At 43.2% G+C, this 22146-nt stretch carries 18 protein-coding genes; 8 read left to right on the forward strand and 10 right to left on the reverse strand.

Annotated features, from left to right (window positions below; all coding sequences use genetic code 11):
- Positions 1 to 26 precede the first annotated feature (26 nt).
- The gene (locus tag ACX0G9_RS21305; protein ID WP_459066978.1) at positions 27 to 1124 is read right to left on the reverse strand and encodes an acyltransferase family protein; all 1098 of its coding nucleotides are present in this window, start codon (positions 1122 to 1124) and stop codon (positions 27 to 29) included.
- A gap of 412 nt (positions 1125 to 1536) precedes the next feature.
- Here ACX0G9_RS21305 and ACX0G9_RS21310 point away from each other — a divergent pair, with 412 nt between their 5' ends.
- From ACX0G9_RS21310 to ACX0G9_RS21320, 3 genes are all read left to right on the forward strand, one after another.
- Positions 1537 to 1662: a sigma factor-like helix-turn-helix DNA-binding protein gene (locus ACX0G9_RS21310; RefSeq protein WP_459067003.1), complete on the forward strand. Its 126-nt coding sequence runs from the start codon at positions 1537 to 1539 to the stop codon at positions 1660 to 1662.
- A gap of 58 nt (positions 1663 to 1720) precedes the next feature.
- Entirely contained in the window at positions 1721 to 2377 is a 657-nt protein-coding gene (bluB, locus tag ACX0G9_RS21315; protein ID WP_459066979.1) for a 5,6-dimethylbenzimidazole synthase, read from the forward strand.
- A gap of 78 nt (positions 2378 to 2455) precedes the next feature.
- Positions 2456 to 3595 carry an AI-2E family transporter gene (locus ACX0G9_RS21320; protein WP_459066980.1) on the forward strand — a complete coding sequence of 380 codons (1140 nt, stop codon included), beginning with the start codon at positions 2456 to 2458 and terminating at the stop codon, positions 3593 to 3595.
- 100 nt (positions 3596 to 3695) lie between these two features.
- Here ACX0G9_RS21320 and ACX0G9_RS21325 read toward each other — a convergent pair whose 3' ends face one another.
- From ACX0G9_RS21325 to ACX0G9_RS21335, 3 genes are all read right to left on the reverse strand, one after another.
- Positions 3696 to 4079 (reverse strand): hypothetical protein, encoded by a 384-nt coding sequence (locus tag ACX0G9_RS21325; RefSeq protein ID WP_459066981.1) that lies wholly within the window; start codon positions 4077 to 4079, stop codon positions 3696 to 3698.
- A gap of 77 nt (positions 4080 to 4156) precedes the next feature.
- Positions 4157 to 4855, reverse strand: coding sequence for a response regulator transcription factor (locus ACX0G9_RS21330; RefSeq protein WP_459066982.1), 699 nt, complete (start codon positions 4853 to 4855; stop codon positions 4157 to 4159).
- A gap of 30 nt (positions 4856 to 4885) precedes the next feature.
- On the reverse strand, positions 4886 to 6310 hold the full coding sequence (locus ACX0G9_RS21335) for a sensor histidine kinase (RefSeq protein ID WP_459066983.1): 1425 nt from the start codon (positions 6308 to 6310) through the stop codon (positions 4886 to 4888).
- A gap of 182 nt (positions 6311 to 6492) precedes the next feature.
- Between ACX0G9_RS21335 and ACX0G9_RS21340 the strand changes: the two genes are divergently transcribed.
- Positions 6493 to 7221 carry a basic secretory protein-like protein gene (locus ACX0G9_RS21340; RefSeq protein ID WP_459066984.1) on the forward strand — a complete coding sequence of 243 codons (729 nt, stop codon included), beginning with the start codon at positions 6493 to 6495 and terminating at the stop codon, positions 7219 to 7221.
- Between the two features lie 93 nt (positions 7222 to 7314).
- Here ACX0G9_RS21340 and ACX0G9_RS21345 read toward each other — a convergent pair whose 3' ends face one another.
- The 5 genes from ACX0G9_RS21345 to ACX0G9_RS21365 all read right to left on the reverse strand — a co-directional run bounded on the left by ACX0G9_RS21345 (position 7315) and on the right by ACX0G9_RS21365 (position 14840).
- On the reverse strand, positions 7315 to 8286 hold the full coding sequence (locus tag ACX0G9_RS21345; protein WP_459066985.1) for a DUF5007 domain-containing protein: 972 nt from the start codon (positions 8284 to 8286) through the stop codon (positions 7315 to 7317).
- 24 nt (positions 8287 to 8310) lie between these two features.
- The gene (locus tag ACX0G9_RS21350; RefSeq protein WP_459066986.1) at positions 8311 to 8997 is read right to left on the reverse strand and encodes a hypothetical protein; all 687 of its coding nucleotides are present in this window, start codon (positions 8995 to 8997) and stop codon (positions 8311 to 8313) included.
- Between the two features lie 81 nt (positions 8998 to 9078).
- Positions 9079 to 10557 (reverse strand): RagB/SusD family nutrient uptake outer membrane protein, encoded by a 1479-nt coding sequence (locus ACX0G9_RS21355; RefSeq protein WP_459066987.1) that lies wholly within the window; start codon positions 10555 to 10557, stop codon positions 9079 to 9081.
- A gap of 29 nt (positions 10558 to 10586) precedes the next feature.
- On the reverse strand, positions 10587 to 13862 hold the full coding sequence (locus tag ACX0G9_RS21360) for a SusC/RagA family TonB-linked outer membrane protein (protein ID WP_459066988.1): 3276 nt from the start codon (positions 13860 to 13862) through the stop codon (positions 10587 to 10589).
- Positions 13863 to 14162: 300 nt separating this feature from the next.
- Positions 14163 to 14840 (reverse strand): ArsR/SmtB family transcription factor, encoded by a 678-nt coding sequence (locus tag ACX0G9_RS21365; protein ID WP_459066989.1) that lies wholly within the window; start codon positions 14838 to 14840, stop codon positions 14163 to 14165.
- A 78-nt stretch (positions 14841 to 14918) separates the two neighbouring features.
- On the opposite strand from ACX0G9_RS21365, the gene ACX0G9_RS21370 reads away from it, so the two are divergent.
- Together ACX0G9_RS21370 and ACX0G9_RS21375 are read left to right on the forward strand one after the other, a co-directional pair.
- A complete protein-coding gene (locus ACX0G9_RS21370; protein WP_459066990.1) occupies positions 14919 to 16292 on the forward strand; it encodes an alpha/beta fold hydrolase in 1374 nt (457 codons plus the stop codon).
- Between the two features lie 254 nt (positions 16293 to 16546).
- A complete protein-coding gene (locus ACX0G9_RS21375) occupies positions 16547 to 18760 on the forward strand; it encodes a Helicase associated domain protein (RefSeq protein WP_459066991.1) in 2214 nt (737 codons plus the stop codon).
- Between the two features lie 15 nt (positions 18761 to 18775).
- On the opposite strand, the gene ACX0G9_RS21380 is transcribed toward ACX0G9_RS21375, so the two are convergent.
- Positions 18776 to 20044, reverse strand: coding sequence for a hypothetical protein (locus ACX0G9_RS21380; RefSeq protein WP_459066992.1), 1269 nt, complete (start codon positions 20042 to 20044; stop codon positions 18776 to 18778).
- A gap of 112 nt (positions 20045 to 20156) precedes the next feature.
- Between ACX0G9_RS21380 and ACX0G9_RS21385 the strand changes: the two genes are divergently transcribed.
- Together ACX0G9_RS21385 and ACX0G9_RS21390 are read left to right on the forward strand one after the other, a co-directional pair.
- Complete coding sequence (locus ACX0G9_RS21385; protein WP_459066993.1) at positions 20157 to 21275, forward strand: Gfo/Idh/MocA family protein; 1119 nt, start codon at positions 20157 to 20159, stop codon at positions 21273 to 21275.
- A gap of 52 nt (positions 21276 to 21327) precedes the next feature.
- Positions 21328 to 22134, forward strand: coding sequence for a DUF6597 domain-containing transcriptional factor (locus tag ACX0G9_RS21390; RefSeq protein WP_459066994.1), 807 nt, complete (start codon positions 21328 to 21330; stop codon positions 22132 to 22134).
- The last annotated feature ends 12 nt before the right edge of the window (positions 22135 to 22146 follow it).

Consider the following 22146-nt stretch of genomic DNA (forward strand, 5'->3'; position numbering starts at 1 on the left):
CCGTTGTAATTAGTTTTAGGTTTACCTTATAATTTGATAAATATCTTTTTCCTGTATAAAACCCATGCTGGAATAAAATTAATCGCGGCAAAAAACAAGGCATATAGAAGGCTTGCCAACCTGGGATCGGCGCCTGCATGACTTAAGCCATCTACAAATTTTTCGTTGAGCGTTACCCCGCTAAATTTAGCCTCATAAAAAAACAATGCCCATACATCAGCAAGAAAATAAATGGTAATTGCATTTGCGCCGAAAATAATTCCAGGCAGCGTTCCCCAGGTCTTCCCTTTTATATCCACGATAAAATAAAAAGTACCAAAAAGAAGGGAAGCAAATCCCGATGTCACCAGCACGAATGAACTGGTCCATAGGTTCTCATTAACGGGGAAAATCAATCCCCAAAAATATCCAACGATAGAAAGGCAAGCGCCTGATGCCATCAGGTAATTAGCTTTCTCATGGGGGCTTTTGTCACTGAGCATAAGGCGCCCGGCGAGCATGCCCGTTATACAGGAGACTATAGATGTTACCGTTGTCAGTATGCTCTCGGGATCCCAGGTGCCCCGCCACATTTTCCCCGGCAGGTATTTACTATCAATCCAGGCTACAATATTTTTTCCCGGCTCTAACATTACCGCCCCGAAACCCGGCGTCGGAATACAGGTAAGGGCCAGCCAATACGACACCAGCAATATTCCTGCAATCCATGCCTGCTGCTTCCAGTTGGTATTAAGATAAAGGATGGCAGAAAAGAAAAAAACAAGGGCGATCCTTTGAAGTGTGCCCGTCCAGCGGATGTTATGAAAGTCAAAATGCGGCATCAGGTTCAAGAACATGCCTACAGCATATATCTTCAGGGAACGGAAGAGTATTTTCTTATAAAGCGAATGTCGCGGTGCACCTTCAGCGAGCCTTCTTGAATAGGCGAAGGCAATTGATGCGCCTACAAAAAAAAGAAAAAAGGGCGCTACCTGGTCGGTAAAAGACAATCCGTTCCACGCCGTATGCCGTAAGGTAAAAAAAACATCCTTTTCGCTTCCCGGATAATTTACAACGATCATAGCAGCAATTGTAAAGCCCCTTAGCGCATCCAGCGAGACAAGTCGTCTGTTTAAATTGGTCATGGTAAAATCTTGTTTTTTGATTGCCCGGCAGATGCCCGTAGCGGCTTATATCGATATTCTCATGCTCTTTCAATATAAAGGCAACCCGAGGGCTGACCTTAAAAAAGAATCAATCCCGTGACAAAGACCACTTGGGTTGCCATTAATATATTAAATCAAATATAAAAGCATTTTGCATGAATTTGCATTTTTTAACAAAGCAAATAGGAAATAAAACGCAATTTTATTATTACTTTCATTTTATAAATCAGCGATACGGAGAGCTACCCTTGATTCACAAAGACCTGGAAACAAAGAAGATAGAAGAAACAATATACAGGGTAGCTAAACTGTTGAAGCCAGACCTGGGAATGGTCCGGCTAAGTAAACAGGATCGGGGGATTGGTATGATTCAGTCACAGATCACCGGGAAATCGCGAACTGTGGATTAAGCCATAAAGAAGTTTCTGAACGACTCGGCATCTCCCCGGCAATGATCAAAAGACATATGAATGAGGCCCTGAAATTCCTGCATGCAGACGATACCTGGAATAATTGATTAGTCATTCTGTTTTACTACCCTAACTTAGCGCCATTAAAGTATAGGAGTACTGGGTATGATTAATGGAAAATTATTTAACGAAAACGAAGCATTGATATTGGAAGATATCATGCTTAACAGGCGGGACGTCCGCGGGAATCGGTTCCTGCCTAAAACCATACCCGATGAAGTGCTTGACAAATTATTAACAGCCGCATTGCATGCACCTTCCGTAGGTTTCTCCCAACCCTGGGAGTTCGTCGTAATCCGAAATGAAACCGTGAAAGCCAGGGTAAAAGGTTGTTTCGCCGAGGAAAACAGTAAGGCCATGATCCTCTTTCAGGAGGGTAAGGAGGAGCAGTATGCCCGATTGAAGCTGGAAGGAATAACTGAAGCGCCGCTAAACCTGGCAGTATTTTATAAGCCCAGTGCCGGGCCTGTCCTTGGGCAGACCAGCATGCAGGAGGCGGGCGTCTTCAGCGTAGTTTGCGCTATTCAAAATATGTGGCTGATGGCAAGAGCATTGAACATCGGAATGGGTTGGGTAAGCATCCTGAATCCGGAAAAGGTGAAAACTATTCTAAATGCCCCGGCCGGGAACCAGCTGGTAGCCTATTTATGTATTGGCTATGTCGATAAATTTCTTACCCAACCCGAGCTCGTAATTTTACAATGGGAAAAACGTAAAGAGAAGGATAAGGTAGTTTATTATGAGGGATACCGAACCTGGTAATTAAAAACCGGAGCCTCAGCCGCCGCCGCTTTTCTATTAGCGAAAGCCGTAAGTTGAGTTCAACGAAATCATACAATCATGAAGCCACTTATCAAATCACTGCCCCTGTATGTAAAATTAACCTGTGCGCTACTAAGCTTGATTTCTCTGGGTTATTTAGCCATATTGGGCAAAGCCATTCTTTCCCCCTTGCTGTTTGCCAGCCTTTTTGCCATATTGCTGCAGCCTCTTGCCGCCTTTATCCAACGGAAATGCAGGTTGCCAAGACCTATGGCGTCTATTACAGCCGTCTTACTATTTATTTTAATCATTTCCATGCTCTTTTATGTTTTGGGGGGCCAGGGACGGGTATTGGCCAGAGAATGGCCAAAATTTCAATTGCAGTTGGACACCTCCTTAACACAGGCACAAACCTGGATTTCGGCCACTGCAAACATTAAGCTGGATCAGCAATTGATTTACTTTAATAATGCCTCCTCCCGATTTTTAACATCCGGAAGCAGCATGATCGGATCGACCTTAATATCCTTGTCGGCGATGCTCTTCTTTGTATTGTTTACCTGTATATACACAATCTTCTTTTTGCAATACAGAAGCCTGATCAAGCTATTCTTTTTAAGCATATTTCCGGAAGAGAATATGGCTTTAGTCCATGAGATCGCGGAGAAGATCCAAACCATCATTCGGCAATACATCATCGGACTGCTGATAGAAATGGGTACCATTTCCACTGTCTTGTGCATTGCATTCAGTATACTCGGCATACACTACGCGATATTGCTTGGGCTATTGAGTGGACTGCTCAACCTGATACCCTATATCGGCATATTTATCACCCTTGTGGTAAGTGTACTTATTACATTCGCAACTGCCTCCCTCAGCAAGGTCTTTCTCGTCATCATCGTTCTCGTTTGTACCCACCTTGTCGACGCCAATCTGCTGTTTCCCTGGATCGTCGGTTCAAAAGTGCGCATCAATCCGATGACGATGATTGCCGGGGTCTTTATCGGCGGGATGATCTGGGGTATTGCCGGCATGTTCCTATCCATACCTGTGATCGCCGTTCTAAAGATAATTTTCGACAGAATAGACGGCCTGAAACCATGGGGCTTGCTTTTGGGACCAGGTGACCACAGACCTCACCACTCAGCGAAATCTGTTGATCAAGTCCACCAGCCACCTCTGCCGGCCCCCCAACCAAACCACCCAGACGCTTAAAACGGCCAATATCATGCGCCCGACGAACAAAGAGCCCGCAGCGAATCCTACGGCCTTCAGTTATTAAATTTTGCAGTAACAATCTTGGTTCTATGAGGAGTCATGCGATCTGCTGAACCCAATGACTTCGCCAGGCAGGCGCCTCGAAGGGATCTGCGAAATACTGCGTCTCGTGCACAACCTTTCCCTTGCGGAACTCCATAATGCTCACTGTGAATGCTGGCCTCCCCTGGTAGGTGATTGTGTATTCTGTGATCCAGAGATCGCCTTTTCCGAGAATTCGCTTGACATTAAAGCCTGATGGCTTACCTGGATGATGACTCCGCAAGGCCTGCAAATTGTTTCTTCCGAGGATTCGCTCGCCTGACTGGGGGTAATCACAAACTACCTCGCCATCGTAAATATCATGTTCTGCGTTTGCGTCGCCGATTGCCGAAGCCTGCCAGTGCGCATTCAGGGATTCACGTATTTGTTCTTCTTCCATTAACCGATCCATATGTTTTATTGAGTTTTATGATTAAGGGAAACTGCTAAATGACAAAGAACTTAAAAACAACAAATTCACGGCACCTCCACGTTAAAAATAAACCCCACTCCATAGACATTGTTAATGCTGATGCAGCTGGACAGGTTTAAATGTTTTCTCAGCCTGGATATAAATACGTCCAGGCTTCTGCCAAGGAAATAATCGTTCTCCCCCCATAATTGAGTCAGGATCTCCTCCCTTTTTAAGATACGGTTCTCGTGATTGAACAGGTATCCGAGCAATTCGGCTTCGCGCGGAGTGAGTGTTATCTCCTTTTGCCCCCGGATAAATAGTTTCAGCGAATCCTTATTAAATTGTACATCCCCCCGGACGATCAGGGATCTGTTAATATTGTCAACGTTTGTACTCCGCTTGATAATGTTCCTTATTCTCAACACCAGTTCATCGACATCGAAAGGTTTGGAGATATAATCATCCGCTCCGATCTTCAATCCATGCATCCGATCGGATTTTTCATTGCGTGCAGTCAGGAAAAGAAAGGGCAGGTTCATTCCGGTCTTTACAATCCGGCCGGCCAGTTCAAATCCATCCATTTCAGGCATTGACACATCGATGAGTGCAATCTGATATTTTTGCGGGTTTTTCTCCAGGCACTCCAACGCAATGCGCCCGTTCTGCGCCCAGTCGACCTCAAACCCGACTATCTCCAGGTATTGTTTGACAACATTCCCCAGGTCAATCTCATCTTCAATTAATAATATTTTCGGGGCCATTATTATCTGATTTTATAGGAGTAAAGTCTATTATATTGGTATGCTGATTGTAAAAACACTTCCCTCACCTTCAATACTTTCAATATCGATCTTCCAGTTATGTGCATCTATCGCCTGTTTGACATAGAACAATCCCAGGCCCAATCCTTTAACCTGGCTATTGGAATTATCCATCTTTCTATAGAATTTATCGAAAATATGTTTCTTCACCTCAACCGTCATCCCATTTCCATTGTCCCGGATCGAAATATAAATCCCCTTCTTGTCATTGGAGGTAGTCACGACGATCTCCTTAAATTCCTTTTCATTGTATTTTACCGCATTGTCAAAAATATTCAGCATGATCGTCGTAAACCAGAATTGATCAAGGCTGACCATATCCCTTGATGCGTTCTTATGCAGGACAAGATTGACGTTCTCTTCCATGATATTAAGCCGGTAGTCCAGTAATAATTCTTCCACCAGATTATTTACGCTATATTCATTTTTCTGCAGGGATATCCTGTTCAGGGTAGTGATCTGAAGGACCTGTCCGATCAACGTTTTTAAACGCTCCGCCTGTCGTTGTACCACTTCGGTCAGGGGTATCAGGCTCTCTCTGCTGGAGATGATCTTCTCATTTTGCATGGTCCGGTTGGCCACAATGATCGCCGATAAAGGGGTATGAAATTCATGGGTGATGCTATTGATAAAATCGGATTTCATTTCGGACAGTTTCTTCTGCCTCAGCCAATTCCTGAAGGTGATAAAAAAAATAAGCACCACGGACAATATCGACAGCAGAGACAACGTGAATGTCGGCATCATCAGTTTCAAAATGGTGCTTTTTCGGTTATAGGTATCCACATACAGGCTGAATGACACCCGGTTACTGTAATCAAGACTGCTACTTACGGTCAGATTTGTTACCAGGTTCTGGGGATAAAGGTCCGACAATCTGCCCCCAAGGCGGATTCCATCCTTCGTCTGAATACCCTGATCAATAAGCGCATACTTTTCACTCAAATTGTAGAGGGAGATATATTTATCCCGCTGGAATGAGACATCGACCGATCGGATAATAAGTGCATATTTAATATAGGGATTAAGATGGTGGCGCTTAATTATGTCTTTCAGCAGGCTATCTATATTATTGGCTTTCTTCAGGCTGGCAAAAGCGCTGTCGCAGACTTTTTGTTTGTAGCGGCCGAATGCAGCAGAATCGGATACATACAGTCGCTCCATCTCTTTCATATTCGGATCGATAAAACTATCCAGGATACGCTGGCCACCTGGCATAATTTTATCGTTGCGGATGGCATCGGCATACTCAGCATGAAGGATGTCCTTTTCTGCAAAATAATAATGGTCATTCTTTAATTCATAGGTGTTGTACAGCAGGAAAAATTGTACAGAAGAAAGAACCAGGAGACTTAGGATAGCAATGACCTTATGAATGGGGATGGAATATTTCAATATCAGTTGTTTTGATTAATCCTTTAAATCGCTGCCAGCTTCATGAAGATAAGGTTTAGTCGGGTCTCACTGCCTCTTTAATATTCGTTAACAATCCGTTTGAAATCCGTTGACAGCAAACCGATGCGGGAGTAAATATCTTTAGTTTTAACCACAAATTATTCCGTATTTAAAAAGTTTTCATGAAAAAGAAATGGATCGCATTGATTATAGCAGGATTCGCCCTGTCCCCCCCCGAAAGATCGTATGCCCTTCAAAATGCCCGCTCACAGGGGACATTTTCAACCCGGGATTCTGTCACCCGGGGAAAATATACCCTTGTATTTATCAATAATGAAGCAGGTTTTGATACCCTCACCCGGCAAAGAATGATAGAGGCCTTTTTTGAGGTATACCCACAGGAAGCAAAAAGATTCAATAAGAATACGCTTCGCCGGATTACCTTCATAATCGACCCGACTTATAATGGTGTCGCCGAGACCGGCAATGGTGTAGCCAGATATAATCCCGGCTGGCTAAAGTCGCACCCGGAAGATATTGACGTAGTGACCCATGAGGTCATGCATATTGTACAGGATTACAGAGACCAGGAACCTGGTTGTCCGGGTTGGCTCACAGAAGGTATTGCAGATTATGTCCGTTATGTATATGGCGTCAATAATCTGAAAGGCAACTGGAAATTGCCTGATTTCAAGCCTTCCCAGAGTTATACCAATGCCTACCGTGTGACGGCAAGATTCCTGCTGTGGGTCGAAAAATACAGGAACAAACATATTGTCGACCGGCTGGATAAGGCTGCCCGCTCCGGCACTTATACTTCTGCACTCTGGATAAAACTGACCGGGGAAACCGTTGATCAGCTTTGGAGCGATTACAGCAAAAATCCCGCCCTGGAATTGGTTTACCGGTAGGCGATCCCTTATCATTTAAACTCAAAGAGCTTCCATTTAAAAAAGCTTTCCGGATATTCCGGAAAGCTTTTTTCATACCCGGACCAATCCGGACTATATCGGAGACCTCGTAACATTGTTCATCTTAACTTTAACCAGGTAGGTGCCATCCTGGTATACCCGGAAAGTGAATCTTGGATTAACACTATAGATCCTGTCCGGCGTTGGCGTATATCCCGGATCGACCAGTGCGAACTTGCTCGGAATGCGGTAATAGATCGTAAATCCCTGTGCAGCTGGGGCAAAAGGGAACGGGGTAACCTCAAAATCGCAGGTAAGGGCCGTATCCGACACGATCAGGGGATTAAATTTGGCAAATGTTAAAAAACTGCTCCGGTTCCCTCTTGGAATGAACTCATTGTTTTGCGGATTGAAAGGCATATTATTTTTATCTATTATCTCCAGGATCACACGGTCTCCGCTGGTAGACAATTGCTGGATCGTCACCTGGGGTGCGCCCAGATCACCACTGGTGGAAGTCCCATCCTGGAACCAGGCACAACCGCCCGCATCGATCTCATAAGGTAGCCCGTCAAAGAAGGAGAAGGTCGCGATGTTTTTGTAAACATAGCTCCCGGATTCATTCGTAGCCTTTATATCATATTCATAAGTTCCCAATGGCACATTGGCGGTAGTACCGTAGAAAGTAAAAGCTCCTGTATGGACGTTAAAATCAAAGCAGGGCGCACTGATCTTCTGCCGGATGGTATTGAGCAGGGCTACCGTAGTATCAACAGATGCATCGAACAGGCCGGTAAAGATATACCGCTCCTGGTTCTTGTATACGGAATCCGCATGTTTATGGGTGGCGGCATCCCGGATATCGAGCAATTCGTATTGAATAGGAGCGCTGGAACCATCGGCTTCCACCGGGAGGGTTTGTTTGATCACCCCTCGCTGGATCTGCATAGGATTATCCGGATAACGGATCTGCTGGCTCATATATCCATTCGGGGCTTTTTTACAGGCCCCCAATACGACACCCGTGATAAGGGCAAGACCGATGTATTTATAGATTTTCTGCATAATAAACGTATTGACAGATAAAGATTAGTTGCTGTTATTGTAATAATTGAATGTATGGGCATTGCTCAGTACATGCAGTACGCCCGTTGTTGTGAGTATTCCCGTCGTCTGGCAAAGGGTCTGCGACAACTGCGCAGGCAGGACATTCACCAGCCCCGTTGAGTCTGTCGGAACAGGACTGCCTGGCAGGGGATTGATCTTTGTCAGATAGATGTATTTGGGGTCCGTCGTGAACACGTTCTGATTGGTATAATCCGTGGTGGACAACAATTGGATCCACCTGCTCTCCCCTTCATTGGAAGGCCGCCACTCGCCGATCTGGCTGATATTATCCCGTGTGATCCGGTCATGGAACATATAAGTCCGTAAGGTATCCTTCAGCGAAGGGAGGTCAAGCGAATCGAAGGTAAAGACCAGGTTCTCATCATTTTCGATGATCTGAAGATCTGCCTGTTTGGCCAGTACATAATTGCGGATGGAAAAATTGGTGAGGGCAAAAAATGTACCGCTCTGATTCAGCTCATCCTTTAAACCCATCTTGTCGATCATGATGACCAGGGTATCAAAAAGATGATTGGTCTTCAAATAATCATAGGTGCTCATATTGACCTGCGTCACAAAGAGACTGCCCCCGATGGTATAACTTTTCTTGCAGGACCATATCGACGTGAATAACAGAACCGTTATTCCTATTGCGATGAATGTTTTCATGTTAATTATTTTATTCTTTATTCATTTCTCCGTTCCGGGCAATCAGGGTTTCGTTCTCCGTTCCCGAAAATCGGTTTTCCGCTACAATTTCCCTCTCCAGTATGGTGTTTGTACAAGGGTAAAGTCATCTTGGAACATCGCCGGATCGACTGGCCATATCCAACCTCCGAGCGGTGATCCGTCCATGAACTGTGTTGGATTAAAATTCTGGTTATAATTAGTCAGTTGTTTTGTACGCACCAGGTCATAATAAGACTGGCCTTCAAAAAAAAGTTCTCTCAAACGTTCTTCGAGGATAACCGTCCCTAATGCCGCTCCCCCAGCACCCTGGTACGGCGCTATTTGTGCCCTGCTCCTGATCGTATTCAACAAGGAATTGGCATCCCCATCCCTGCCCAGCACGTTCAGAGCTTCCGCCCTTAATAAAATGATATCGGCCAGGCGGAAAATATTCAGGTTATTGGATAATCGCGGATCCTTATTTCCCGATCCGTCGGCATAAGTGATATTGGAATATTTTATAGTCTGCCCCTGACCGGATTGAGCCTGGTAAAAGAACAACCCATATCGGATATCGGCGGTATCATTAAAGATATTATTTACATAGAACTGGCTGATCGGCCAGTTAAGATTAGGTTGCCCTGCAATGAATGGCCGGGCCAGCGTTGGAAGATACCCGCCCCCGTTGGTTGCCGTTGCGATCCCTTCGCTTTGTCCATAACTGACATTTAATTCAAATATCCCTTCCTGGGATCTGCCGATGAATACCTGGTTATAATGTGCTGAGTCTGCAAGCACATATCCCCCCTGGCTGATCACAGTATCGGCCGATTTTTCACAGGATGCATAATCGCCCTGCCATGCCTGAATATGAGCCTTCAACGCTAACACACTACCCTTATTGGCCCTGACGGCTGTTTGAGAAGGATCGGCATATCCAAACACGAGGTTATTTTCCGCCGACTGGCAATCGGCCAGACATTGTGCCAGTACGGTTGCAGCAGGTGAGCGGGGAATATTGACGGATTGACTGACATCCAGGTCCGGAGCCAGTTTTAAAGGCACGTCTCCCCATATCCTTGACATATAGAAGTAGGTATAGGCCCGTAAAAAATAAGCTTCTCCGATGATCTGTTTTTTCAGATCCTGGTTGGGAAAGTTGGAGATCGGGATGCCTGGAACCTTGTTGATGATCAGGTTGATCTGTTGCATCAACTGATAATAGTTCTGCCAGTTCCATTCCCAGGACCCTACATTGAGTCCGATAAAATCCCCGTTTTCAATGGGCTGGTTAAAGGCGTCCAGGCCCCCGTTTACATTAAACTCTCCTGCCGGCAAATCGCCATATACATGCCAGGAATAGTTATTCAGCAATACGTTCCGCAGCAAGGCATAGGCGCCGGCAATAGCCGTATTCGCATCCGTTCCGGTCTGATAATAAGCTTCCGTGAACGTGGAATTATGAGGCTGCAGATCCAGTACCTTTTTACAGGAATTTCCGGTAGCAAGGAGCAATATCAGCGCAGCCCCGGTTAGTCTTCTTATATGATTTGATTTCATTACGATCCGATTAAAGCTTGAATGAATGATTATAAACTGAGGTCCAGTCCTATGGTGAATTTTTTGGGAATTGGATAACCACTGCCATTGTAAATACCGAAGGGATCTACCTGCTCCGCATCCGGCACCAGGGCCTTTTGGAAGAGGTGCAGGTTATCTGCCATCCCGTATATTCTAAGCCGGCTAACATGGAGCACCTGCAAGGTCTTCGGGTTAAAGGTATAAGACAGGGTAACCGTCTTCACCCGCAAATAATCGCCATTCTCCACCCAGGCCGAACTGACCGCTGCATATTTATAATGCGTTCCCAGAAAGGAGCTTAAAGAAGGATATTGCGCGTTATCTCCCGGGTTTCGCCAGTAATTGATCCCACTCAGATCAGGGAAGGCATTATTGCTGATAGCGTGTAATTGGTTGGGATTCCCGTCATTATTTGGTACCAGTCCGGAGAGTCTGCCCACCAGGTAATCATTGTAGATCTGTCTTCCCATGGTATACGTACAGAATACGGCAAGGCTGAAATTTTTATAGCTGAATATATTGTTGATCCCACCAGTCACTTTAGGATTGGGATCGCCCGCAGGAGTATAATCATTTTGGTCCAGTACCCCATCTCCATTCTGATCTTTCCAGATCGGGTCTCCGCCCTTGAAAGGATATCCATAGAAATTCAACACGTTCCCCGTTACAGGATTGACAGGCACGTCTGCGTCCCTCTTATAAATGCCCGTCTCCTGGAAAAGAAAGTACTGATTGATAGGATGTCCTTGTCTCAACAGGTAACTGGTCGCCCCCTGGTTGACGACAATATCTCTTCCCCCGTTGGGCAGGGACGTTATCAGGTTCTTATTATAGGCGAAATTAAAATCGGTTTCCCATTGGAATTTGCTGGAGGGCTTGAAGTAATGGGCGGTGAATTGTCCCTCAATCCCTGAATTCCGGGTACCGATCGCATTGGTAGTAATGGTTGAATAACCGGTAGTCGTAGGCAGCACCAATGAAAAGATACCCTTACTGGTATTGCGGATATAGACATCTCCCACAAAACTGAACCGGCCATTCAGGATGGTAAGATCCACCCCGATATTTGCTTCCTTGGAATGTTCCCAGGTCAGGTCCTTATTGGCCAGACCCGCCGTAAAATTGGGCGAGATTGCGGGGATTCCATTATAGGTATAGGAAATGTTCTGATTCGTTGCCGGATTATTGCTCCCTGCAAAACCACCTGAGCCAATATTATAGGTATTGTAGGACAAATAGTTATTACCGTCATCAGGTTGCCGTCCCGTAATGCCATAACTACCCCTGACCTTTAACATGGTCAGCCAATCGGACGCTCCCTGCATAAAGGTCTCGTCGCTGATGATCCAGCCGGCCGACACCGAGGGAAAGTATCCTACCCGGTTATTACTTCCAAATTTCGAAGAAGCATCCGCATTAAATACTGCAGATAACAGATAACGTCCCTTGAAATCGTAGTTCATCCGGAAGAATCCGGATTGAATGCCACTTTCAATGAGATCGGAGTAGGCCTTCGATGCATTTTTATTCAATACATTGACGACACTGATCTGATCGTTGGGAATTCCATCCGCTTCTGCATCCGTTGCCCGGTACTGGTGAAATTCCGTATTTTGTCCCAGTAGGAAATTAAAATGATGATCCAATCCGATCTTGGTGGTATACTGGAAGGTATTGCTCATCAGGTAATTCGATGAATTGTCCGTGAAGCTGATGGCATACCCTGCCCCGCTTTGCCGGTATTTGCCTGGGGTATAACTATCTCTCCTGCTACTGGTCAATTCATAGGAGATTACGGTATTAAAGACCAGCTTATCGGATATTTTCCATTCGATGGTAGGACTGATCGTCAGGCTATTGTTGATATTGGCATCCGACTGATTAGTCGCATTTCCGAAAATAAACGCCTGGCTGTTCGGCGAAAGATACAGAGTGGAAGCCGGAAGAGGGCTGGAGGCATAATACCCCCCATTGAAGGGTCCATATCCGCCTGTCAGATCGCTGAGTGACCTGGGCCGGTTAAGCCGGGAATACCGGATCTGTGTGCTGACATTCAGCCGGGAGGAGATCTTAATGCTCATATTGGTATTGAAACTATACCGTTGAAAGCCCGTCTTTTTTAGGATCCCGCTCTCATTATAATAATTTAATCCATACCGGTAATTGATCACGTCACTGCCTCCCGTGACTGATACATCGTAATTGTCCACTTTCCCGGTCTGAAAAACACCATCCTCATATTTATTAGCATTATTAAAGGCAGGATTCAGCGTATCGGTCAGGATCATGGGTATATTGTTCAGCGCATCATAAGGCCCATAGTGTTGGATTAGCGCCATTTTTGCACGTGTCTCTTCCGCGCCGATAAGCACCTTATCCAGGGTCGGCCGTTCAGTCAGCCCATGATAAGTACCGAAATTGACCTTTGTCTTACCAGCGACCCCTTTTTTGGTCTTAATGATGATGACACCATTGGCACCTCTCGATCCGTAGATAGCAGCCGCGGAGGCGTCTTTTAAGATGTCGATGCTCTCTATATCGTTAATGGGAATACCGGCCAATACATCCGTATTGGTCCCGTTGCCATAATTGATTGCTGCAATATCATCCGTGCTTTGAGGCACTCCGTCGATTACAAAGAGAGGGCCGCTCACCGCGCGGGCCAGGCTGGCCTTTCCCTGGCTGGTGGTAGGATCGTTACTAATCGATCTGCTGACGTTCGTATTTCCCCGAAGTACGACGGTGCTCCGTATACCCGGCTCTCCTGAAAAATTCTGTACATTCAAACCTGCCACACGCCCTTGTAATAAACCATCCAATGTCGGTGTAGGTACGTCGGCAATGGTTTTTGGATCGATAGAAGTAACGGCAGCGCTTACCTTACGTCGTGCAAGGGTTTGATAACCAATGATCACCACATCTTTCATCCCTTTGGCTTCCTGCTTCAGCGTGATGATCAGGCTACTCGTCTGGGCAACGACCTTAAATTGTTTCTGGTCATACCCGATCATCCTGAATAGCAGCACATCTCCGGCACCCGCCCGGATGATAAATTTTCCATCGTCATTAGAGATCGTTCCCTTTTTTGTACCGGAGACTTCGATGGATACCCCACCCAGGGGCTTGCCATCTCCCCCGTCTTTTACGACCCCCGAGACGCTGATCGCCCCGGCTGGGATAACATCCTGCGGGAATGCCCGGATGGATCCATATAATAGTAGAATTAGAATAAGGGACGGAAATTTCCACCCTTTGAACAGATCGTTCAGTGAAGATCTTGTCATAGCAGTTGTTTTTGGTTAAATTAGATGCTATGACTAAGATATATTAGACAGTTCTTGAAACTTGTCAATGGAGTTCAAACGGATTGTTAACAGAAATTAAACGCCCATTGGCAGTGCAACAGAAGATCCATCGTAGACAGTACAACTCCAAACTTAACTTAAAACAGGCGAGCAAAAAATTAAAAGCCTTAAGTCATTGAATTTGAGGACTTTTTTTTGGCTCGAAAGATTCTTTTTTGAAATGAATTTTTGTAAGGAAGCATCCTTTTCCCTCCGGATATGAAAAGATCTCGGAATAAATTAAACCTCGATGCCCAGGCTTTTATATAATTCCTTTTCTCCTTTTGAGGATATAATTACTGCCCTTGAATTTTTAACCTTACGTATCCAATCCGAGGCCAGCATTTTTTCCAGCATGGAAGCACCCAGGGCTCCAGCCATATGATAACGTCTTTCACTCCAATCCAGGCAAGGTTTGGCAAATAACCTCTTTTTCTCTTTTAAGATGGCAATATCGATATGCATCGCTAAAAACCATTTAACGCCGGAATCGCTTACCAGGTAATTATTGGCAGTTTCAGTAATTATATGTTTTTGTAGAAGTGCTTCTGTAATCGACACGCCTATTTTACCAGCAAGATGATCATAACAAGTGCGGCAGTATTTTACTCCGGATGCAGCATCTTCTGAATTGGATTTTTTTTTGTTCCCGGGTATCAAATTTGCTAGTGCCTCTATGGCATAGGCTATAGTATCATTTGCATAACGATAGTAACGGTGTCTGCCTTGACTGGTTACCATTAAAAAATCAGCCTGTATCAATTTTTTCAAATGCATGCTTGTGTTTTGAGGAGAGGCCTCTGCAAATATGGCAAGTTCGGTAGCCGTATAGGCTCTTCCATCCAATAAAGCCCATAAGATTTTGGCTCGCACAGGCTCGCCAATTACATTCGCTATTTCCGCTATTTGAAGTTCCATACAATATTCATGTTTAATCCGGCACTTAAGTGTTTGTTATAAATATAACAAATCTTTGCCGTCATAAAATAGTCAAGGATGAAAAAATATATTTTAGGGATACTGGTAGGCACCTGTTTCAATTTCAAATCACCTGAACAGGATTTAAAAAACATAATCCAGATAGACTATGATACCATAAAAATAGAAAGTCATATTAAAGGCCTGAATGTTGCCATGCTTCATAGGCAACCTCAAACGATAACAGGCAATTTTCCTGTTTTGTTTATACATGGGTCATCTTTTCCTTCTTCGCTATCTTTTGGATTTCGGATGAGTGGACTGTCATGGATGGATTATATGGCTGAAAATAATTTCGAATCATTCGCCTTGGATTTTTTAGGATATGGCAATTCTGACCGTTACCCTGAAATGATAAATGCTCAGTCCACTATTGTTGTTGGGATCGCCTTAGAGACAAGTAAGGAAATAGATAAGGCTATCGATTGGATATTAAATAAAACTGGAAGTAAACAAGTAATCCTGATCGGGCATTCATGGGGGGCTTCTGTTGCCGCTTTGTATGCTACCCAACATGTTGAAAAAGTGGCAAAACTTATTTTATTTGCTCCCGTAACCACAAGAAATGATTCAGGAGCTACAAACAGGATAAATACATCATTCGAGGCTATAACACCTTTGGAAAGAGTGAATGATATGAAGTCTTTAACGCCCGAAGCACAAGTATGCCAATTAGAGCCAGAAATTTTTAAAGATTGGCAAACGTTATGGTTGAAGTCAGATCCATTATCTAAAGACGATATAATGGGGCGCGTTAAGTATCCGTCAGGCCCTTCCCGGGATTTTGAAGATCTGTTGCATAATAATGCTTATTACGATCCTTCCAAAATTTCTTGCCCAACCTTAATTATCAGGGGTGAATGGGACAGTTACCCGTCAAACGAAGATGCCGGTTTGCTTTTAGCTAAACTAACGAATGCCCGGTTAAAAAAATATGTTGTGATTGAAAAAGGGACGCATGTGATGCATCTTGAAAAAAGCAGGAAACAATTATACCAGGAAGTAAACAATTTTATGGGTAATACAACAGTTATGAATAACCATCACTCAATCGCCGTCATATTTGAGGTAATACCTGCAGAGGGCAGGAAGGCAGAATATCTTGATATAGCTGCCAGTTTAAAGCCGGAACTCGAAAAAATCAGCGGTTTTATTTCCATAGAACGTTTTCAAAGCATTTATCACCCTGAAAAAATATTATCTCTTTCTTTCTGGAAAGATGAAAAAGCGATCCGGAAATGGCGAAACCTTGAGCTTCACAGAAATGCACAAGCAAAAGGGCGTTCCTATATTTTTAAAGATTATCATTTACGAATTGCAGAGGTGGTAAGGGACTATGGAATGTTTGACAGAGAAGAGGCTCCCACCGATAGTAAAAAATACCACCATTAAGTTCATGAAACAAAAAGAAATAAAGCCCGACCCATTGAAATAATTTGCTAACAATACGAAGGAACAACAGATCACCACCTTTGAAGATCAGCATAATCAAAAAAAGAATCTTTAATAAATCAAATTCAAAATTCTGAAAATGAGCTAATTATTTTAAAGTATTTTATTTTTTAATGTGTATTTGCTCATAAAAACAACTATTTACCATCCTGAATTCAATTTTTAGTCCGAATTTGACTTCCAAATTTTTAGCTATGGGTCTATTTCGACATAATAAAGAAGCATTTGATAAAGCAGTATGCATGTTTGAACAAGGAAACCGGACATGCATCATTCAACCAACAGGAACTGGAAAAAGTATGATTATTGCGGAGTTCATAAAGCAGAATAAATCCAAAAGACATCTGCTATTGGCACCCGGAACTCACATTTTTAGCGAGATCAGGAAACATCTTGAAGCGGTGGAAATTTCATGTGGAACCTATATAGGTCTAATGGCAAATAAATCTCTTTTTAGAATAAATTCCTATGATTACATATACCTGGATGAGTTCCATCGTTTAGGTGCAGATGTTTGGGGAGATGCCGTAAAGCGATTGCTCGCTCTAAATCAAGGAGCAAAGATATTAGGAACATCCGCGACACATATAAGATATCTGGACGATAATAGAAATATGGCCTCGGAAATTTTTAACGACAGGATTGCCACCCAAATGTCACTCAATTCCGCTATAATCAATGGAATTCTTCCTTTTCCAACTTACGTAAGCGCTCTGTATTCAGTGCAGAGCGAATACGAGAAGATGCATAGAAAGATAAGTCAATCAACATTAAAGAACAAGGAAACAGCTCTCAGGGAGCTGAAAAATAAGGTCATAGACTGGGAAAATTCGTCAGGACTCGACGTAATAATCCGAAAACATTTAAGTACCGACCGGAGAAGGATAATCGTTTTCTGTAAAGATTGGGGCCATTTAGAATATGGAAGGAAAGTGCTTGACCCTATCTTTGAACGAATATATGGTTCTTTTAAAAGTATGTCCATTTACTCAAAAAAAAGATCAACTGAAAACGAAACTGCTTTAGGGTTATTCCGGACAGAAGACGAGAATGTAATAGTTTTGTATGCAATCGATAAAATCAACGAGGGGCTCCATTCAAAAAGCTGCAATACAGTTATACTGATGAGAGATACCGTATCTCCAATTGTTTTTTACCAACAAATTGGCAGAGCTTTTTCAATTGCTCCAACAAACCCTCCACTAATTATTGATCTCGTTAACAACTTCATGAATTTACATTTTAATTTCTTTAAATCCGATATTGAGCGCGAATCTAATTTATTACAACCAGGTAGACAGCCCATCGAATGCGAAGAAAAGAAAACGGCAATACAATTTATTGATGAAACTCAGGATATAAGACAGATTTTTTCTTTCTTCAAGGAGGAAGTCGACGCCTATAAAAAGATTTATAAAAAGGCAAAATCATTTTTCGAAGAGAATGGTCATTTATATGTCCCATACATCAATAGAGAGTTGTATGAATGGATACGGTTGCAGCGGGAATCCTATTTAAGAGGGCGGATGGGGAAGAATAGAGCCGCACAATTACGTGCCATTGGTATGGATCTTGAGCAGGAATTACCAATACGCTGGATGACGGTATTTACAGAATTGAAGGATTGGGTGAAGGTACACGGCTCATTACCTAATTTTGCTGAAAATACAAGAATTTACACCTGGATGGTTCGTCAACGTCAGGCTTTTAATGCAGGCACATTGCTTTTGGGGCAAGTTGACATTTTGAATACACTAATATCTCTTGAAGGAGATAAACGGGTGGAAATACGAATTAAAAAGCTTATAAACTATTTTAAAGGTGGGAATGGTTCGCCAACTGACCAAGCCATCAGGCCAGATATTCAATTGATCAAAATTTCTTACCAAAAAAATAGCCTGTCAGTTGCTGAATTGAGAGACTTAAGAAATGCTAATGTACCAATTGACGGAACCCTGGTAGATTTTTTGTGGCTTGAAAATGTAAAAAAATTTCTAGCCTTTTATAAGGTAAAAAATAGACCGCCAAAAAAAGAAGAAGAGCCGTTGCTTTATGCCTTTTGTATAAGAGAAAGGAGTTACCTAAATCAAATACATCCTCATTCAAAATTCATTGACATTTCTGAAGATTTTAGAGATATATTTGATGATTTTCAAAAAAAACTTTTAAGCACAGTTAAACCAGACTGGAACGAACGTTTTTCCCAACTTAAGCGCGAAATAGAATTAAATGGTTGTGTTTCCGAAAATAATTGTGACAAAAAATTAGTAGACTGGGTAAGGAGGCAGCGTAGATTCATCAGGGATGGTATTTTGTCCCCAGAGAAGGTAAAAAAGCTGTTAACCATAAAAGAAATAAACTGGTATGTCGAAAGCGGTTTTAGCTATACCCCACTTATCTCTAAGTGATTTATTGTACGTACCCTACTCCAATATCAGCCTCAATTCATTATTTTTCCGCATATCCGTATTCAGTCCAATGATCTTGGTTTTCAGGCCATACCGGATCCTGAGTACAGCCGTGTTAGGCGGGATCGATCCAAGGTTGTCGGCCATGAAAATCAGAGAATTTTCTCCCTTATGCAGTCTGATCGGTATCTTTTGTAATGCGTTCTTAACCGGAAAACCAGTAGTAATCCACTCTCCATTAAGACGTAAGGATATACTGTCTCCATCTTCTACGGCATCGTCCCATAATTCCAACAGGATATCAGCCGTATCGACCGGGATGGTGGCAACAGGATCAGATGTTCTTCCGGCAGCCAGGCTGTCCATTTTTTTGCTTTTTTCGGCATTTCCGGATGGTTGGCGATAAATATCAGCTACCAGGAAAGTGGCATAAACATTTGATCGGGTGCTGAAATCGAACCCATATTCCTTGCCGCCGGTTTTCATATACAGAAATCCGGTATTGGGAGGAATTTTTCCATAATTATCAGCAAAAAAAATGAAAAGATTCCTCCCTGTATCAAGCCGGACCTCTGCAATACGGTTATGATCATTTACTTCTTCCCGGTTGAATATCGGCTTGCCATTATGCAGCAGGGTAACGGTGTCTTTATCATACATTTCCTGATCTTCCACCTTCAGGATCGCCAGGCTATCCCAGGATGTTACCTGATTATATTTGCCCAGGTAAATATTGCTGGTTTCCGAATGCAGAATACGGTTTACACTGGAATCAGAAAGCGGATTGTTACCGGTTTTCCTCAGGGTTATCGTATCTCTGTATAAAAAATCCCTAAGGTCGGCTTTGGAGCTCTCCCATAAATCTCCGTCATCATAAAATCCCCGCATCCAGATATCAAATTTGTTGATCCACTTTCTGTTTACCGTTATTTTTGAATCATTCAGATCAAGGGTTCCATTGAGATACCAAAGCCATATTCCTAATTTAAAGGGTATTTCCAGAATTGGATATTTGCCACGACTGATTCCCAATTGCCGCTCATTCTTATAAACCAGCAGCATTTCATAGATCCCCTTAAACTGCCCGTATTTTAAGTTAATTTTCGCCGGATACAACATCCCTTGATCGGGTAAACCAATCTGAATATCAAGTAATATAGGCTGCCCTCCTTTCCAGGGCTTGAAGGACATCTGCCAGGTGCCGGTCCATTTGTCGGCTTGGGCAAAGGCTATAATAAAAAGAAAGGTTAGCAAAAACAACAATCCCGCAATTTTACATTTCATCGATGAAAAATAAGGAAGGTAACGATATAAAATCCCTGTGGCGAGATTTCAAGTGAAAAAGTGATAAGGCCATCTGGGAAAGCTTTTGTATATTAACAAAAAAATCCCAGTTATGAATTCCCGTCGCGATTTTTTGCAAAAACTCACCTCGTCGGCTATTGCCTTGTCTTTTCTACCCAGTCAAAGCCAAGCCAGTCTTATTTATCCCAATGAACAGCCTTATGAAGGCCCTCTTCTCCGGGTGGCTATAATGGGCCTGGGCAGTTATGGAACACGGGTGGCTGAGGCCATGAATTCATGCAAGAAAGCTAAACTGGTGGGGGTTATCAGCGGCACCCCATCTAAAATAAAAGATTGGCAGCACAAATATGGCATACCCGAAAAGAACTGTTATAATTACGAAAATTTCGACAAAATTAAAGACAATCCAGATATTGATGCCGTTTATATCATAACGCCCAATAGTCTCCATCATGACCAGGTGATACGGGTTGCCCGTGCTGGCAAACAGGTAATCTGCGAAAAGCCCATGGCCTTAAATGCAAAGGAAGGACAGGAAATGATCGATGCCTGTAAACAGGCAAAAGTCAGCCTGTTGGTCGGTTACCGGATGCATTTTGAACCCAAGACCTTGGAAATTATCAGGATGCGTAATAATGGAGAATTCGGTGAGATCGGTTTTTTTCAGGGATTATGCGGATTCACCATTGGCGATCCCACCCAATGGCGGTTAAACAAACAATTGGCCGGTGGAGGGTCGCTGATGGATATTGGCATTTACGCCATCAACGGATCCAGGTATATGGTTGGAAAGGATCCGGTTTGGGTGACCGCCCAGGAAACAAAAACAGATCGGGAAAAATTTAAGGATGGCGTTGATGAGACCATACAATTTCAACTCGGTTTTCCGGGAGGCGCCGTGGCTTCCTGTTTGTCAACCTATAACATGAATTATCTGGATCGTTTTTTCCTCACCGGAGCGTCCGGTTATGCTGAATTATGGCCATCAACCGGCTATGGCCCAATTATGGGCCGTACACATAAGGGAGAACTAACGCAACCCCATAAAACCCATCAAACCGTACAGATGGATGAAATGGCGGGTATTTTATTAGAAGGCAAACAACCGATCGTACCCATTAATGGGGAGGAAGCCCTTAAAGACCTGAAAATCATCGATGGTATCTACCTGGCTGCTAAAACAGGAAAAAAAGTAGACCTGAGTTTGTAAAGGAAGCCAAATTGGATTGAGGGATTATCTTTAAATTTGGGTTTTCTATTTTATGAAATACGAACAGTTCCTTCCACCAACCTATCTTAAGAGCTTTGTTCAATATTTCTGGACTTTAGAAAGCCAGGATAATAATCCATTGCCTCAGGCATTCGGCCCACTCGCAGATGGCTGTCCTGGCATTTTCTTCCAGGAGAGAAAAAATGGAATATTTTACGATGAGGAAAACAAACAATTACCACAGCTTTTTTTATACGGACAAACGATCAAACGTACCCGGATCTATTTAATCGGGAAATTTAAAACGGTAGGCGTCAGCTTTTTTCCCAATGTACTGAAGTCTGTTTTTGGATTCGATGCCAGCGAACTTACTGACGAATGTCTTGACCTGAATCTATTATCTACCTTTTTATCCGAGCAGCTAACCGAAACTCCTCTCCCCATCGATCAAATCGATATCCTTTCTGCTTTTCTCTATTCAAAAATCAAACAAACGGATGTGAAGCGGGATGAAATTACCCATTATGCCTACCATCAAATAATAGAATCCGGAGGATTACTGGCCTTAAGAGACCTGCAAAAGGATCTTCAGCTTTCGGAAAGAAGTTTTGAACGCAGATTTAACCAGTATATCGGTATTTCTCCTAAATTATTTTCCAAAGTCTGCCGTTTCCAGGCTTCTCTGCGGCAATTGAAAAGCAACAGGTACTCCAAACTCTCGGATATTGCTTATGACAACGGCTATGCCGATCAGTCCCATTTCATAAGAGCCTTTAAAGAATTTTCTGGTTTTTCTCCCTACCAATTTCAAAAACAATATTTCGAATTAGCGGAGAACTTCCCGCTTTTACTAAAATAATTACACAGATCC

The sequence above is a fragment of the Flavitalea flava genome, from assembly GCF_054461575.1.

Bases quoted from the DNA above. Each gene is read 5' to 3' on its own strand.
- ACX0G9_RS21305 (WP_459066978.1), bottom strand. From the start codon at position 1,124: ATGACCAATTTAAACAGACGACTTGTCTCGCTGGATGCGCTAAGGGGC.
- bluB (WP_459066979.1), top strand. From the start codon at position 1,721: ATGATTAATGGAAAATTATTTAACGAAAACGAAGCATTGATATTGGAA.
- ACX0G9_RS21320 (WP_459066980.1), top strand. From the start codon at position 2,456: ATGAAGCCACTTATCAAATCACTGCCCCTGTATGTAAAATTAACCTGT.
- ACX0G9_RS21325 (WP_459066981.1), bottom strand. From the start codon at position 4,079: ATGGAAGAAGAACAAATACGTGAATCCCTGAATGCGCACTGGCAGGCT.
- ACX0G9_RS21330 (WP_459066982.1), bottom strand. From the start codon at position 4,855: ATGGCCCCGAAAATATTATTAATTGAAGATGAGATTGACCTGGGGAAT.
- ACX0G9_RS21340 (WP_459066984.1), top strand. From the start codon at position 6,493: ATGAAAAAGAAATGGATCGCATTGATTATAGCAGGATTCGCCCTGTCC.
- ACX0G9_RS21345 (WP_459066985.1), bottom strand. From the start codon at position 8,286: ATGCAGAAAATCTATAAATACATCGGTCTTGCCCTTATCACGGGTGTC.
- ACX0G9_RS21350 (WP_459066986.1), bottom strand. From the start codon at position 8,997: ATGAAAACATTCATCGCAATAGGAATAACGGTTCTGTTATTCACGTCG.
- ACX0G9_RS21355 (WP_459066987.1), bottom strand. From the start codon at position 10,557: ATGAAATCAAATCATATAAGAAGACTAACCGGGGCTGCGCTGATATTG.
- ACX0G9_RS21360 (WP_459066988.1), bottom strand. From the start codon at position 13,862: ATGACAAGATCTTCACTGAACGATCTGTTCAAAGGGTGGAAATTTCCG.
- ACX0G9_RS21365 (WP_459066989.1), bottom strand. From the start codon at position 14,840: ATGGAACTTCAAATAGCGGAAATAGCGAATGTAATTGGCGAGCCTGTG.
- ACX0G9_RS21370 (WP_459066990.1), top strand. From the start codon at position 14,919: ATGAAAAAATATATTTTAGGGATACTGGTAGGCACCTGTTTCAATTTC.
- ACX0G9_RS21375 (WP_459066991.1), top strand. From the start codon at position 16,547: ATGGGTCTATTTCGACATAATAAAGAAGCATTTGATAAAGCAGTATGC.
- ACX0G9_RS21380 (WP_459066992.1), bottom strand. From the start codon at position 20,044: ATGAAATGTAAAATTGCGGGATTGTTGTTTTTGCTAACCTTTCTTTTT.
- ACX0G9_RS21385 (WP_459066993.1), top strand. From the start codon at position 20,157: ATGAATTCCCGTCGCGATTTTTTGCAAAAACTCACCTCGTCGGCTATT.
- ACX0G9_RS21390 (WP_459066994.1), top strand. From the start codon at position 21,328: ATGAAATACGAACAGTTCCTTCCACCAACCTATCTTAAGAGCTTTGTT.